The 13819-nt window shown below is 57.7% G+C and carries 12 protein-coding genes; 5 read left to right on the top strand and 7 right to left on the bottom strand.

Features of this window, described 5'->3' with window-relative positions; all coding sequences use genetic code 11:
* A partial coding sequence (locus HMPREF3148_RS11545; protein ID WP_141741093.1) for a formate/nitrite transporter family protein occupies positions 1 to 503 on the bottom strand: 503 nt, incomplete at its 3' end.
* Between the two features lie 383 nt (positions 504 to 886).
* Here HMPREF3148_RS11545 and HMPREF3148_RS11540 point away from each other — a divergent pair.
* Together HMPREF3148_RS11540 and HMPREF3148_RS11535 are read left to right on the top strand one after the other, a co-directional pair.
* Entirely contained in the window at positions 887 to 1651 is a 765-nt protein-coding gene (locus tag HMPREF3148_RS11540) for a sortase family protein (protein ID WP_236081553.1), read from the top strand.
* A 210-nt stretch (positions 1652 to 1861) separates the two neighbouring features.
* Entirely contained in the window at positions 1862 to 5299 is a 3438-nt protein-coding gene (locus HMPREF3148_RS11535; protein WP_070509170.1) for a choice-of-anchor M domain-containing protein, read from the top strand.
* 144 nt (positions 5300 to 5443) lie between these two features.
* Here the strand turns inward: HMPREF3148_RS11535 and rplE are convergent, their stop codons facing one another.
* The 3 genes from rplE to rplN are packed head-to-tail and all read right to left on the bottom strand — an operon-like array spanning position 5444 to position 6685.
* Complete coding sequence (gene rplE, locus HMPREF3148_RS11530) at positions 5444 to 5995, bottom strand: 50S ribosomal protein L5 (protein WP_046646792.1); 552 nt, start codon at positions 5993 to 5995, stop codon at positions 5444 to 5446.
* Positions 5996 to 5997: 2 nt separating this feature from the next.
* Positions 5998 to 6312 (bottom strand): 50S ribosomal protein L24, encoded by a 315-nt coding sequence (gene rplX / locus HMPREF3148_RS11525; RefSeq protein WP_005527724.1) that lies wholly within the window; start codon positions 6310 to 6312, stop codon positions 5998 to 6000.
* A gap of 4 nt (positions 6313 to 6316) precedes the next feature.
* Positions 6317 to 6685, bottom strand: coding sequence for a 50S ribosomal protein L14 (gene rplN / locus HMPREF3148_RS11520; RefSeq protein WP_005527725.1), 369 nt, complete (start codon positions 6683 to 6685; stop codon positions 6317 to 6319).
* Positions 6686 to 7215: 530 nt separating this feature from the next.
* On the opposite strand from rplN, the gene HMPREF3148_RS11515 reads away from it, so the two are divergent.
* Entirely contained in the window at positions 7216 to 8046 is an 831-nt protein-coding gene (locus HMPREF3148_RS11515) for a YceB family lipoprotein (protein ID WP_070509169.1), read from the top strand.
* A 263-nt stretch (positions 8047 to 8309) separates the two neighbouring features.
* On the opposite strand, the gene HMPREF3148_RS11510 is transcribed toward HMPREF3148_RS11515, so the two are convergent.
* Both HMPREF3148_RS11510 and HMPREF3148_RS11505 read right to left on the bottom strand, forming a co-directional pair.
* The gene (locus HMPREF3148_RS11510; RefSeq protein ID WP_070509167.1) at positions 8310 to 10304 is read right to left on the bottom strand and encodes a sucrose-specific PTS transporter subunit IIBC; all 1995 of its coding nucleotides are present in this window, start codon (positions 10302 to 10304) and stop codon (positions 8310 to 8312) included.
* Between the two features lie 160 nt (positions 10305 to 10464).
* Entirely contained in the window at positions 10465 to 11790 is a 1326-nt protein-coding gene (locus HMPREF3148_RS11505) for a glycoside hydrolase family 32 protein (protein WP_070509165.1), read from the bottom strand.
* Positions 11791 to 11811: 21 nt separating this feature from the next.
* On the opposite strand from HMPREF3148_RS11505, the gene HMPREF3148_RS11500 reads away from it, so the two are divergent.
* Both HMPREF3148_RS11500 and HMPREF3148_RS11495 read left to right on the top strand, forming a co-directional pair.
* Positions 11812 to 12720 (top strand): carbohydrate kinase family protein, encoded by a 909-nt coding sequence (locus tag HMPREF3148_RS11500; RefSeq protein ID WP_070509163.1) that lies wholly within the window; start codon positions 11812 to 11814, stop codon positions 12718 to 12720.
* Positions 12721 to 13140: a multidrug transporter gene (locus HMPREF3148_RS11495; RefSeq protein ID WP_070509161.1), complete on the top strand. Its 420-nt coding sequence runs from the start codon at positions 12721 to 12723 to the stop codon at positions 13138 to 13140. It begins immediately after the preceding gene.
* 78 nt (positions 13141 to 13218) lie between these two features.
* Here the strand turns inward: HMPREF3148_RS11495 and HMPREF3148_RS11490 are convergent, their stop codons facing one another.
* The gene (locus HMPREF3148_RS11490; RefSeq protein WP_070509159.1) at positions 13219 to 13680 is read right to left on the bottom strand and encodes a hypothetical protein; all 462 of its coding nucleotides are present in this window, start codon (positions 13678 to 13680) and stop codon (positions 13219 to 13221) included.
* Positions 13681 to 13819: the final 139 nt, after the last annotated feature.

The raw sequence follows: 13819 nt of genomic DNA, 5'->3' as shown, positions 1-13819 counted from the left end.
CCAACCGTCTGACTAAATTGAGCCAAGTCAGGTTCTACGAGCATTCCCTGCGGGGATTTGGTCAGCTTGCCTTCAGAGATGGTGACCAACAGGTGCGAGGAATCCATATTGGCAAGCTTGGCGGACATCCCCATGACGGCGGCAAAGATGATGGCGCCGACAAGGTTAAAGATCGTGGTAATAAGCAGTACGTAGAAGGCCTTGCCCCAGGACAAGTGCTTCTGCATCGCCCCGTAGACCATGTACATCATATTGCCCGTGGCCAGCTCCGCGCCGAGGATAACGATGGCGAAGAGGCCTAGGCCGAAGAACAGGGCAAAGGTCACGGAGCCCAAGCCTGGGGCAAGCTCTTCCACCGCTTGGCCAACGACGCCGGCAAATACGGTGCCGATGCACAGATACACACCGGCAAGGATTGCGCGGACAGAAAATCGTGAAAATGATTGATCGAGCAGGGCGGCCTTTTTCAGGAATCCGGCCTTGGCAGCTTCGTTGAGAGACACCGTTTTTTATTTCCCTTATTTAGCTGTACTTATACGGACAAGAGAATCACGGATTATCGTAGCGCGTTATGCATTCACCGCGTCAATAAAACTAAACAGAAATTATTACTATAAACTTGGTTCACACCCACCCCTATTGTCCCTATTTTTCCTCGGAGGTCGCAGGGACCACCAAGACCGGCCACGGAGGGAGAGGCCCCAACGTTCTGCGGCGCGATCGCGCCACGAGGCGACACCAGAAAACAACACCGCGGAAACCTCCTATTCCCGCAGGACCCGCAGCACGCGCCCCCGGCCATCGAGCAGCGATACTATAGGCACCCAGCCCAGGCGCTCCGGCAGGCACCGTTCCGACGATCGCGATTGGCGGAAGGCCGAAAATCATGCGCGCCACATTCAGCGCCGCTACCCCAACCGCCGCCTTGAGGAGACCTCTCTGCCTAGGCACCGGAAGAAGCCTTCCGGATGGGATCGCGTCAAAAAATGCGTGGAAGTCTTCCTGGGCCCTCCGTATCGCGGCCGGTATCGTGGTAACACTGCTGGTCATCAGCTCCATCGATCGCAGCATCAGCCCGCCAGAAGGCCTAGAGACCAACGAGGTCACGGCGGAACAGGCCCCCGTCATCGAGCCATCCGCCGCGGTAGAGATGTTCATTCCCGCCATCGACGTCCATGCGAAGTTCGACGATGACAACTGCCGCGTGCTCGATGGCGCCATCAACCCTGACACCATGGATAAGGCCTGCACCTATACCGCCGATGACCGCCCGTATTCCCTGCCGGGAACCAATGCCGAGGATATCGTCGTCATCGCCGGGCACACCGGCGCGGGCGTGCCTGCCGTATTCAATAAGCTTCAGGATGGCGCAGCCAACGAGCACAAGGTCAGCATTGGCGATAAGCTCTACGTCCGCACGAAGAATTCCGACCAGAACTGGCTCATCTACGCCGCAACCGATCTCCACGACCCCGATAAACAGGGCCTGGCCGGTGACTCCAGCGCATGGGGCGATGATGCCACGCCAGGCAGGCTGCTGACGATTAGCTGCATCCAGCCCGCCAACCCGCTCGAGGCCGCCGTACGCAATGCCGTCGTGGGATGGCAATACGAGGGCACCACCCATACCGCAGAAGATAAGAAGGCTTAATCGCCGAACACTCCTCCGCCGCTTACCCCCCCGAACCCCGCAGTCCCTACTTCCACCGCCGGAAGTAGGGACTTTTCATATCCTCCCTTTCCCCAGCGCACCAGCACATTTTTCCTTACCTCACTACATGTATCGATAACGGTTTGCAATAGTGTAATATTCGTTTGAATCTACATAAAAGTTCACTGCCTTTAACCTTGGGAGAACCTTATGCCTTTGCGCACTTCATTTGCGCGCCTTGCCACCATAGTGATGGCCTTGGCGCTCGCGTTATTCCACGCTCCCCTCGCCCTCGCTGGCGACGCCCCGATTGTCCGCACCCAAACACACGTGGATTCCCCGCACGCGGTGTGGCAGGACGGGAACTTCAAGCTCATGTCCAATAGTGCGGGCCTAGTCCCCATCGAGGACACGATCAACTGGGTCAGCCACGGCCGCGTCGACGGCGGCCTGGGAGCCTATGCCTGGCGCGTTCCCAATGACCCGCGCTTTGATTTCCTTAAGGCCAAAGATAACCAGCTCATGTACTACGGCGGCCCCGCGGTAGGCTTCCCGAAAGACACCATGCCCATCTGGGCTGGATTCGGCGCCGCCGCGGATCTGCCTACCGATCAATTCCGCGATAAATCCTTCAACATGGAGATCGTGGACTTTAAGGGTCCCGGCCGCATGGAGCTATTTAGGTACAACGGAGAGGACTACCCCCTCAACCGCCTCTGGTCCTCCCACGATCCGGGATTCCGTTCCACATGGGTTAACGCGGGAACGCATACGCATAACGCTACGACGTTCACCCGCCCCGGCCACTACGAGGTAACATATCGCGCCTCTGCACGAAAGAAGGATGGCACCTTTATCCACTCCGAGCCACAAACCCTGGTCTGGCAGGTAGGCGGGACCAACCCCGCCGAGCGCACGATTACCGACCTTGACGCCGCCTTTAACGACGCCAAGTCTGAAGGCTCCGCAGCCGAAGACTCCGAGTCCAACACCCCTATGTTTAAGATGGCCCCCTCCACGGCCGATACCAAGGGCGCGAAGGAAGGCATCCTCACCACGCTCTCCCTCGATACGGGAAACGCCAAAGACACCGGCCGCGCCGTCTTCACCATCAACGGCCACTACCTTGCCGAGCGCAAGGTAGAAGGTGGTAAGGCCTCGTGGGATGAAATGATCGGTGAAGAAAAATCCGATTTCCAAGCCATCTTTATTCCTGACGATAATTCCCCAAGCCCACGCTGGGTATCTGAACCCGTGGAGTTCTGGACCAGCGCCGTCACCGTCAAGGAAAGGGCCGCTAAAGATGACGAAGCTTTTACGACGAAGAGCGGCGAGCTTCCCACTCCCGAAATGGAAGAGATAGAGCCGTTTGAGACGGAGCCCCTTGAGATTACGAGCCCAGATATCACCGTGTCCACCAGCAAGGTGTACGGCGATGGTGACCGCAATATCGACATCACCGTAGAGCCCGAAGATGACCGCACCACCGTGCGCGTTACCGGCGGCTTTTACAAGGTAAATGGCGAACCGATGACCAGCCTGCCGGAAAAGCATATTGCAGATTGCGAAATCGGCTTTACTTCTGGACCGGGCCAAAGGACGAGCAGGCAACTCATCGATAGCTGTAAGCAGCCCGGCTACCAGCTCATGCTACGCATCGTTCCTGATTCGCGCTCCGATGCCGGCGGCGCCACTCTATTTAGCCATACTCACAAAGAGGCTTATAAGCCGATAGCTGAGACCACCGTCTCGTTCGCAGATGCTCCCGATTCCGCAGACGCACAGGAACCAGAAGGCTCGGAGAAACCAGAGAAGCCGCAGGATTCGGAAGAAGGAGAAGAGTCAGAGGGTTCTGGCCCATCCAAGAACCCCTCGCCTGAGGCACCTTCCACTACTCCAAAGCCTTCTATCCCCAAAGTCCCCTCACCCAAGCCGCAAAACCCGAAGGATAAGGACACCCCGCACAAGGAGCTCAATCTGCACCGGGGCCACGTGGATATCGCCCCAATCCACGAGGATGGTGGGCTGCACCTAGGCATCAAGGACGAGACGAATCTGTACCATATTGGTGCAATCTGGCGTAAGCCTTCCGATGTCTTTTTCACCGTTCCCAAGCAGGTCAAGACCACCTTGAACAAGGACATTCCGAACTTTGGAAAGAAAGGCAGCGCTGCCTACGTCCTGCCAGAGACACAGCGCACCGGCGTGGTGTGGCCGGGGATAAGCACCGAGGATGCGTACCAGGACACCAAGAAGAATTACACCTTTACCTTCACGCCCGTCAAAGCCCCGAAGGACGGCGAATGGTTGGCTTACCTGGCTGATCAAACCGGCCTGGACCAGCGCCTTGCCGGCAGCGATGGTACGCATTCCTATACCACCGAAGGCCCTGACCACATGCACCTCAACTGGGCATTCAACAAGCCCGGTACGTATGAAGTCGGTGTCACGGTCGCCGAACAAGACGGCAAAACCGCGAAAAAGGCCATTCTGCGATTCAAGGTAGCTACCGAGGATTCATCATCTGCTACCCCACCCACCACGGGGAACGACAATGCCACTGAAGGCGGCTCTAACGGCAGCACTGATGGCACGACCGACAACAACGCCCCATCGAAGGAACCAACCCCAGAGTCAAAGGACCCCGCTCCCAGCGAAGCGCCTTCCAAAAAGCGTGAGATCACCAAGGGCCACATCGACTTCGGGCCAAAGGTTGTGGACAATAAGCTCGGCTTCTATGTCAACGAAGACGACCGCCACAACGTGCCTGAAGACGTCGCGCTACGCGTTCGCGATGCACAACGCGTGACGGTCCCTGACTCTTTGGCTAAGACGCTGTCCTTTACAGGAATGGTAAAGACCGGCTCAAAGATTTACCATCTGCCATTACAACAGGACCATAACGCTGTGTGGCCGGGATGGGACACAATCAAGGTCGGGCAAGACTACCGTGACGCTGCTATCGAGGTTCGCCCTAAGTCGGCACCTACGGACGGACACTGGTGGGCCGGCCACTTTCCCACTCTTAGCGGGCCGGAACGCACCTTAGCCGATAGCACAGGCATCCATACGATTAAAGGTGTTGAGGACGGTCCTTTCCACGTCCACGCGAACTGGATTTTTACCGAGCCGGGCCGCTATGAGATGGACATGCGCACCGTCAACAACAACGGCGACAAACTCACCGACTGGCACACCGTGACCTTCCTCGTGGGTGATTCAACCACCCAGCCCGGTGGAAATGACTCCGACGAAGAAGGCGAAAGGGAAAAGGACAAGCCTGCTAGCTCCTCGCAGGATAAGCAGCCAGGTGCTGCCAAGCCTGATAAGGGTTCGAATAGCACCGGTACAAATAAGCCGAGCTCTGATAAGTCCAAGGCCTCCAACTCGTCTGGATCGAATGCGGGTGCCAAGGCATCCAAGGGAAATGGCACTGGGAAGTCGGAAGGCTCCAGCAAGTCCACTACTGCTAAGGGTGCAGGCGGTGGATCTGGTCCAGGCTCCGGATCCGGCGGAGGTTCCTCCAGCTCCCACAACGGTGCACTAGCCTCTACGGGTGCCAATGTTGGTTGGGTTCTCGTGCTCGCCGCACTCTTTATTGCCGGCGGCATAATGTTGGTGAAAAAGCGCTCTAAGGACAGCCAGTAGGCCTTAAGCTCCAGAGGTCGTTGCACCGCTCCTCTGCAACGACCTCTTACCGGGGAACTGTTCGATTCCTTAGAATCCACCACTGACATTTAAAACTAGAAAATCCCAACTCCTTGCAGGGAGTTGGGATTTTTAGCGCTCTATTTACTTGAACGGGAAGCCGAGCTCCTTGAGGAGGCGGCGGCCTTCTTCGTCGTTGGTAGCGGTGGTAACGACGGTGATGTCCATACCACGTGGGCGGTCAACCTTGTCGATGTCGATCTCGTAGAACATGGTCTGCTCGGTGAGGCCGAAGGTGTAGTTGCCGTGGCCGTCGAACTGCTGGTCAGACAGACCGCGGAAGTCGCGAATACGCGGCAGCGCGATGGTCAGCAGGCGGTCCAGGAACTCCCACATGCGGTCGCCACGCAAAGTGACGCGGGCACCGATTGGCATGCCCTCACGCAGCTTGAAGTTTGCGATGGACTTCTTTGCGCGACGCAGCTGCGGCTTCTGGCCGGTGATCGCGGTGAGGTCCTCGAGAGCGCCGTTGATCAGCTTGGAGTCACGTGCAGCGTCGCCAACACCCATGTTGACAACAACCTTGGTGACACCTGGGATCTGCATGACGTTGTCGTAGTTGAACTCGTCATTTAGGGTCTTCTTGATTTCCTCGCGGTAGCGGGTCTTCAGACGCGGAGTGTAGTTCTCGCTCATGATTAGATGTCCTTCCCGTTGCTACGTGCGATGCGGACCTTCTTGCCGTTCTCATCGAAACGGTAGCCCACGCGGGTCGGGTTGCCCTCGGAGTCAACGATTGCAACGTTAGAAACGTGGATCGGTGCTTCCTGGGTAACGATTCCGCCGGACTCGGCGCCACGCTCAGTAGCGGAGTTAGCAACGTGCTTCTTCACGCGGTTAACGCCCTCGACGAGGACCTTGTCGCGCTTCGGGTATGCTTCGATGACCTTGCCCTTCGCGCCCTTGTCAGGACCCGAAATAACAATCACCATATCGCCCTTATGAATCTTCATAAGACTAGATCACCTCCGGTGCGAGAGAAACGATCTTCATGAACTTCTTGTCACGAAGCTCGCGAGCAACCGGGCCGAAGATACGGGTACCGCGTGGCTCGTTGTCCCCCTTCAGAATAACAGCTGCGTTCTCATCAAAAGCGATGTAAGAACCGTCCGGACGACGGGTCTCCTTCTTTGCACGGACGACGACAGCCTTAACGACCTCGCCTTCCTTTACGTTGCCGCCTGGGACGGCGTCCTTGACAGTGGCGACGATGACGTCACCGATGCCAGCGAAACGTCGAACGGAGCCACCGAGAACGCGGATGCACAGAATTTCACGTGCACCAGAGTTGTCGGCGACACGCAGACGCGATTCTTGCTGAATCACTATGGGTCTCCTGACCTGGATTGATGTGCGGTAAGATTTCCGTCCTTGCCGCACGCGGTCTACAAACTTGCGATGCTCAAGCCTTGGCAACGGACTATGCCGAAGGGTCTCGGTCCGGCGGTTCGGAAACGCACCGCTACGGGCCGACCAGCTTTTGCAACCTATACATTCAACCACACGCCAGCGCCCTTACCAAAACGCTGCTCGACGCTTGTCGACGCCCCCTACCTTCACATTTATTTTCGCCAGTACACCCGCTTACCCCCTTGGCTCCGTTTTTCGAATACACCGACACACACGCGGTCGCCAAAATTATCGGCACACTCTGCACATATAAACCTCACTTTAACTCCCCTCAGTGCAAATCCAGTCGCACAACTATTCTAATGGGCTAATTTTTCACAGCTATAACGCATGAAAAATACAGTTAATTTTTAATTTCCGTGTGACAACTGAGAATTCTGTGACTACTGTTATTTGCGTCGCGAAAGACACTTTTGCGCTTTCCCATATTTCCGAAGGAGAAACACATGAAGCGTTTGCCACAGACCCTGACCGCTGCTGTCCTGACCGGCGCACTCGCCTTTGGTGGCGCAGCTGTTGCTCAGGCCCAAACTGAAGAGAACACCACCGCAACCACCCCAGCTGAAGAAGTCACCGGCGAAATCAAACGCCATGATGTTGCTGCCGATCCGATTACCGTCGATGGTGTCGAGTACTTCAAGCAGGTAGACGGTTCTTGGCTGTCCAAGCCGGTCGCAGGCGATCCTGTTCGCTTGACTCCTGAGCAGGCAGAAAAGTTCGTGAAGGAGCAGCAGGACACCTCCGCAATTCCTGCTCCTGCCACCAAGATGGACGCTGAGGGCAACACTTGGTACCAGAGCATGAAGGATCCGTCGGTTTACGTCAAGGATCCAGCCCTAGTCAACGTGGAAGTTACCCCCGAGATGCGTGACGCTTACGCAAAGGCTTTCCCGTCTGAGACCCCGTCCGATCCTCAGAAGCCAGGCTTCGACGCGAAGAAGCTCGCATGGTTGGCGCTGCCCGCTGCACTGATCATCGGTGGTATCACCTGGTACCTGTCCCAGGACGGCAAGACCTACGTCAAGGACGAGGCACGCAAGAACCAGCAGCCGACCGCTGAGGAAAAGGCTGCTTCCGAGCAGATGCTGAACGCTAACAAGAATGAAGTTATCGCCCAGGGCGGTAAGCTCGCTGACGGTGCGAAGACCACCGGCGCTACCCGCGGTATGGCTGCTGAGACCGGCTCCAACACCGTTGCACGCGGCCTGGCTGGCTTGGCCGTAGCTGCCATGGTTGCAGCTGCTGCATTCGCTGCACGCCGCAAGTTCTTCGCTTAAGCGAGGACCCTCCTACCCCGTAGGAACCTAAAGAGAGACTGGCTGCGCCGGTCGGGCTCGTGCCCGGCCGGCGCAGCTATCGTTTTACGGCCATTACAACGGCATAGGGTTAAGTAGCAAGCCAGAATACGTACTCTGTGCCAGAAGACGTCCCCTGTCTGCTTCACCAAGGTATTCCTGCCCCATGGTCTGCAACCGCTTATACGCCTCATCCCCGCTCCGAACCCTAGGTTCAGTAGCGGGGATGAGGCGTTAGTGTTTAACTAGCTAGCGGTTGGGGACGCTGCCGCTTCTTCCGTGACCTTGGGGTCAACGGTGAGCAGCGCGTCGCCGAAAGCGATGTCCTCACCCGGGTGATAGGCCGGCAGGACTGAGCCCGTCTTCTTGGAGTTGGACACCACGACCGGGGTTGTCACCGGGTAGTCAGCGGCCTTGATGGCCTCAATATCAAACTCGCAGAGGAGGTCGCCTACCTTGACTTCATCACCCTTGGAAACGTGAGAGGTAAAGTGCTCGCCTTTAAGGTTCACGGTGTCAAAGCCGATGTGCATGAGGATATCAACGTTGTTGCCGTCAGCATCCTTACCACGCACGGCGTACGCGTGCTTCGAAGGGAAAGTCACTGTAACTTTGCCGTCAATCGGGGAAACGAGGCGGCCTTCGGTGGGCTCGATGGCAGCGCCAGCGCCCAGCTTGCCCGCAGCGAACATCGGGTCGGAGACGGCAGAGAGGGCCACAGCGCTGCCGGTCAGCGGCGAAGCCACACGGTAGGCGTTGGGGGCCGCAGTAGCGGACGGCACATCGCTACTCGTCGCTGTGACGGCACCAGTCTCATCCGGGTCGATGGAGCCATTCTTAGAAATGAGGTAGCGACCATAGGCAAAGGCCACGCCGAAGGCCAAGATGAGGGAAACGAATGCGCAGATGAAGAACTGCGTGTAATCCTCTGGGCGCATGGACACGAAGCCGATGAGGCCGGCAGCACCCAGCGCGGTTGCCTTGACATCGAAGAGTGCGATGAGCGTCGAGGCAATTGCCGAGGCACCCATGCCGATGTAGAACGGCCAACGCAGTCGCAGGTTAACACCGAAAATGGCAGGCTCGGTGATGCCGAACAAAGCGGACATACCGGAAGCACCGGCCAAGCCCTTGAGCTTCTCACTACGTGCAAGGAAGTAGACAGCGAGGGCTGCGCCACCTTGTGCGATGTTGGCCATGGAGGCCGTCGCGAAGATGAAGGATCCGCCCTGATCCCACAGCATGTACTCGATCGGCGGGAAGGACTGATGGAGACCAGTGATAACGATCGGCGAGTACACCAGACCGAAGAGGAAGCCACCCACCGGACCGGCGAAGTCGTAGAGGTTGGCAAGGCCAACACCCAGCCACTCACCCGCGGTGCGCAGGAACGGACCAATGGCAACGAAGGTAATAAATCCTGTCAGCAGTAGGGTGATAAGTGGCGTGAGCATGAAGTCCACCGTGCCCTTGAGGTGACGGTGCAGGAACTTCTCAATGGTTGCCAAGATCCAGGCAATGACCAGGATCGGCAGGATGGAGCCTTGGTAGCCTGCTTGGGCAACGTCGAGGCCGAAAATGTTCCAGTAGGTCATCTCGCCAGAGTTGATAGTCTCGGCCACACTGTAGCCGTTGACTAAGTCCGGCATGACCATGGCCATCGCCATGCCGGCACCGAGGAACTCGTTGCCGCCGAAACGCTTTGTGGCTGTAAAGCCGACCAAAATCGGCAAGAAGGCAAACGGCGCAGAGGCCAGCAGATTAATAAGACCGGCAACGTCCTCTAGCGCTGGGACCATCTGAATAACAGATTGGTCGCCGAAAAGCCCCTCGGCAGAAAGAACGTTATTCAGGGCCATCAGCAGACCACCACCGACCAGAATCGGAATCAGCGGAACGAATATGTCTGCAAGAACCTTGATGGCCCGTGAGAACCAGTTGCCAGAGTTTGCGGCAATGTCCTTGAGCTCATCAGTGGAAACGGCGACGTCCTTGCGGATCATGCCGGTCATTTCTTTGTAGACGACGTTAACGTCGCCTGGACCAACAATCACCTGGAACATGCCGCCTGCCTCAAAGATGCCTTTGAGATCGGGGTCGCTCTCGAGTGCTTTGGTGTCTACTTCTTTGGTGTCTTTGAGAACCATGCGCAGGCGGGTGGCACAGTGCGCAAGTCCAACGATATTGTCTTCGCCACCCAATGCTTTGAGCGTCCGCGCGGCGACTTCTTTGTGATCCATAGGTGGATCCCTTTCCTAGTGATGCGGGCTAACTGTCCTTAACCTCTATTAAATACATCACCCGGAAAGAAAACCAACCATTCGGGCATAAATGAGGGAGAATTCACCTTTTCTTGGGTTCCAAACGGTCACCAAATCCGCTTCCCCGCAGCCTCCCTCTCTATATCTCGCGCCATCCACTCCAGCGAGCATCGTTTTCACCAAACACGCTAGCAGCCGCGGCGACGTGCCCACCGCCGGCAAAAATCTCTACCGCGCAGCCATCGGCGATGGCCACGAGTTCCCCCTCCGGGCAAGCGATAACGCGTTCATCTTCGCCGACTTTTATACGCAGCAGCCCCTCGCCCGCAGTAAATTGCAGACGCTCGGTGCCCGCCGCGTCAACCAGGCTGTATTGCCCACCACGCGAGGCCACCACGCTCGTGGTCGTGCCAAAGCCCTCGCGGCCACTCGCCTCCGGAATGGACTTCCATACCGGGAGCTGGTGCAGCCAGCCATCCTCCAGCCACACTCGGCGCGGCAAGGAAAGCGTATGCACCCAGCCCTCGTCGACCGTCGGCTTATCGTCCTGGGAAGGCAGGCCGATCCAGCCCAGCATCACAGCCTCGCCGTCACCGGTGCCGACGAGCTGCGGCGCATAGAACTCATGACCATAATCCAACTCGCTGAAGCCGCGTTCAACGTGGAAAGTGGTTCCTTCCAGGCGACCAACAACATAGCCGCACTGATCAGAGGAGGCGTAGTGAGTCTGCCCGTCCACACTCACGGGCTCCAGGCCCTGCGGACAGAAAACCAAAACGTCCTTGTCCTTACCGGTTGCCTTATCCGTCAGGGTCACCAAGTTGGGACACTCCCACATGTACCCGCCCGGGAGGATGTCGGGGCTAAGCCCTGGGCGGACGTCGGAAAGCGCAAAATTAAGCTCCCCCTGAAACTCCCAGACCTCCAGGTCCGTGGAGCGATAGAGCACCACCGTGCCCGTCTCGTCCGTGCGCTGCGCGCCGATGACCATGCGCCAGCCATGTTCGTCGCGCGAAATCTGCGGATCGCGGAAGTGCCCGGTAAAGCCCTCCTCCGCGTCAGGGATGAGCGGATTTCCGGCATCGCGCTGGTAGATGCCACCCTCGGGCCCTGATGGGTCAAGCACGCGCACCCTGTTCTGCGAGGGAATGCGGCGCCCATCGTGCTTGAGGTTGCCCGTGTAGTAAAGCCACACGTCAGTGCCGTCGACCACGGCCCCACCGGAGTAGCAACCATGCATGTCATAAGGCATGTCCGGGTACAGCACATCCGGGTGATGCTGCCAGGGCCCAGGGACGCTCAACAGCGTGGAAGCATGCCCCCAACCCGTGCGCTTGCTGGCATAAGGAAAACAAGGGTCATGCTGGTAATACACGTGGAGTGTATCGCCGTCGAGGAACACGCCATTGGGATCATTGAGGCGGCCGAGGGGTGGTGCGATGTGAAAGTTCGGACGGTAGTTCATATCACCGATACTATGGAAAACATGAAGATCCATGTGTGTGGCGAAGGACTCGTCGACCTCGTCCCCGTCGCCCCAGGTAGCTTGCAAGACCTCACGCCGGCCCTGGGCGGCGGGCCTTTCAATGCGGCCATCGCGGCAGCACGTCTGGGCGGCGAGGTCAGCTTCCAGTCGCGCCTTTCCACCGACGGTTTCGGTAACGCGCTGGTGAAAAGGCTGGAGCAGGAAGGCGTGGACACAGCAATGGTCCAGCGCGGTCCAGAGCCCACCACTTTGGCCGTGACCAGCATCGGTGATGATGGTTCGGCGTCCTATACCTTCTACACGGAGGGCACGGCAGATAGGTTGGTTGAGCCCACGCTTTCCGACGCCGAGATTGCCTGCTTCGGCACTGTTTCCCTCGCGTTGGAGCCAGGTGCTTCGCGCTATGGAGAACTGCTCAAGCAATTCGCGGCGCAGGGCAGCATCGTGGCGCTCGATCCGAATATCCGCCCGTTCTATGCCAACGATGAGCACAAGGCCTTCCTCAACGAGCTACTTGCCCACGTCACCGTGCTGAAGCTTTCTGAGGAAGAAGTGGAATTCCTAGGCAAGCAGGCCCTCAAGCAGGTTCCCGTCGTGGTGGTTACCCGCGGCGGCGAGGGCCTCACGTTGCGCGCTGGCACGACCCGGCTCGATGTGCCGTCCGTCAATGTCGACGTCGCCGACACCATCGGCGCGGGCGATACCATCATGGGCGCGCTGCTCACAGAGATCGCCCGCCGCAACCTCACGGCGGAAGCGCTCACTCACTTGAGCGAATACGACTGGAAAGAGATTTTGGAATTCGCCGCGGCAGCCGCTGCGATTACTGTCTCCCGCAAGGGCGCACAGCCGCCACACCGCGCAGAAGTGCTTGCAATGCAAGCAGATGCTCAGAAGAAGGAGGCCTAAATGTTTGCTTCATATCAGGGCCGTAGCACCGTTTTACATGCCGTGGCATTCGTCTTGGTGGCGCTATCTTTCATCTTCCCGGTAGTCCTTGGCACTTCTGCCCTGCTGCCCACGTGGCTATCCGGCACCGTGAGTATCCTCGTTGCGCTCGCCATTCTTGTCGACGCCGCGCACAAAGCCTTCGCCCCATCTGAACGCCCCGCACGTGGCCTACGCGGACTATCCGCCCTCGCTGCGTTGACCGCGCTCATCGGCTGGATCTGCTGGCTTATCATCTTCAACAACTTCGACGCCGCCGGTACCACCATGTACAAGGTAGGCACCTTCGCCCTGGGCACCAGCGCCGTGCTCAACATCTTCTGCGCCGCCATGGCCTTCATGGATTGGCGGGCTGGCCGCGTTACTCCGGTCAAGCACTAATCGGCGAAACTGCCTTTGGCTCCCGAAAGACATCAAGAACTCCTTGTAGTTGATCTGCGCAGCCACAAGGAGTTCTTGTTATTCAGCAGCTACGATTTCAAAGCCGGCGCCCACACGAGGCGGGCCGATCGGCAAAGAGGGATCACTTGCCCAACTAACTTTGTCAGCAGGGATCGACACCGTCACATGCTTGCCCACCCACGGCTCTGCCTTTTCGCGTCTTTCCTCGTCCGCGTCGTAGTGCGATGCAAGGAAGCCGCTATCGACCACACGGGTTTCCTTGTGACCTGCCTTGTACCCGGTGATCTCCCCCGGTGCGTCAAATTCGAGGATCCAATAGTCGCCATTGAGCTCGCTTTCAGAGATTCCGGATTCAGGATGCGAGCCTAGGGTCTCACGACCTTTCTTCTTTACAACCTTGCCTGTCATCTTCAAGATGCCGTCTTCAACGACCACCGCTGGTTTCTTCGATTCTTCTGACGCCGTGAATTCTTGGGAATCCGCCTCTGCTGAACTTTGCGACGCCATCGTATTGAACATCTTCTCTGTTTCTTTAGCGGAGTCGTCTTTTCCGGAATTACTGCAGCCAGAAAGCGCTAGGGCAGCAACACAGAGTAAGGAAACATAGCGGCGCATGATTAGACCTCAAAACACATAAGGAAATAAGAGACAGCTTTTT

Source organism: Corynebacterium sp. HMSC05D08, from assembly GCF_001807215.1.
GTDB classification, from domain to species: domain Bacteria; phylum Actinomycetota; class Actinomycetes; order Mycobacteriales; family Mycobacteriaceae; genus Corynebacterium; species Corynebacterium striatum.
This window is presented reverse-complemented; position numbering and strand designations above follow the sequence as displayed.

Coding starts and splice junctions, on each gene's coding strand:
- HMPREF3148_RS11540 (WP_236081553.1), top strand. CDS start 887: ATGCGCGCCACATTCAGCGCCGCTACCCCAACCGCCGCCTTGAGGAGA.
- rplE (WP_046646792.1), bottom strand. CDS start 5,995: ATGAGCGAGAACTACACTCCGCGTCTGAAGACCCGCTACCGCGAGGAA.
- rplX (WP_005527724.1), bottom strand. CDS start 6,312: ATGAAGATTCATAAGGGCGATATGGTGATTGTTATTTCGGGTCCTGAC.
- HMPREF3148_RS11505 (WP_070509165.1), bottom strand. CDS start 11,790: ATGAACTACCGTCCGAACTTTCACATCGCACCACCCCTCGGCCGCCTC.
- HMPREF3148_RS11515 (WP_070509169.1), top strand. CDS start 7,216: ATGAAGCGTTTGCCACAGACCCTGACCGCTGCTGTCCTGACCGGCGCA.
- HMPREF3148_RS11490 (WP_070509159.1), bottom strand. CDS start 13,680: ATGTTCAATACGATGGCGTCGCAAAGTTCAGCAGAGGCGGATTCCCAA.
- HMPREF3148_RS11535 (WP_070509170.1), top strand. CDS start 1,862: ATGCCTTTGCGCACTTCATTTGCGCGCCTTGCCACCATAGTGATGGCC.
- HMPREF3148_RS11495 (WP_070509161.1), top strand. CDS start 12,721: ATGTTTGCTTCATATCAGGGCCGTAGCACCGTTTTACATGCCGTGGCA.
- HMPREF3148_RS11500 (WP_070509163.1), top strand. CDS start 11,812: ATGAAGATCCATGTGTGTGGCGAAGGACTCGTCGACCTCGTCCCCGTC.
- HMPREF3148_RS11510 (WP_070509167.1), bottom strand. CDS start 10,304: ATGGATCACAAAGAAGTCGCCGCGCGGACGCTCAAAGCATTGGGTGGC.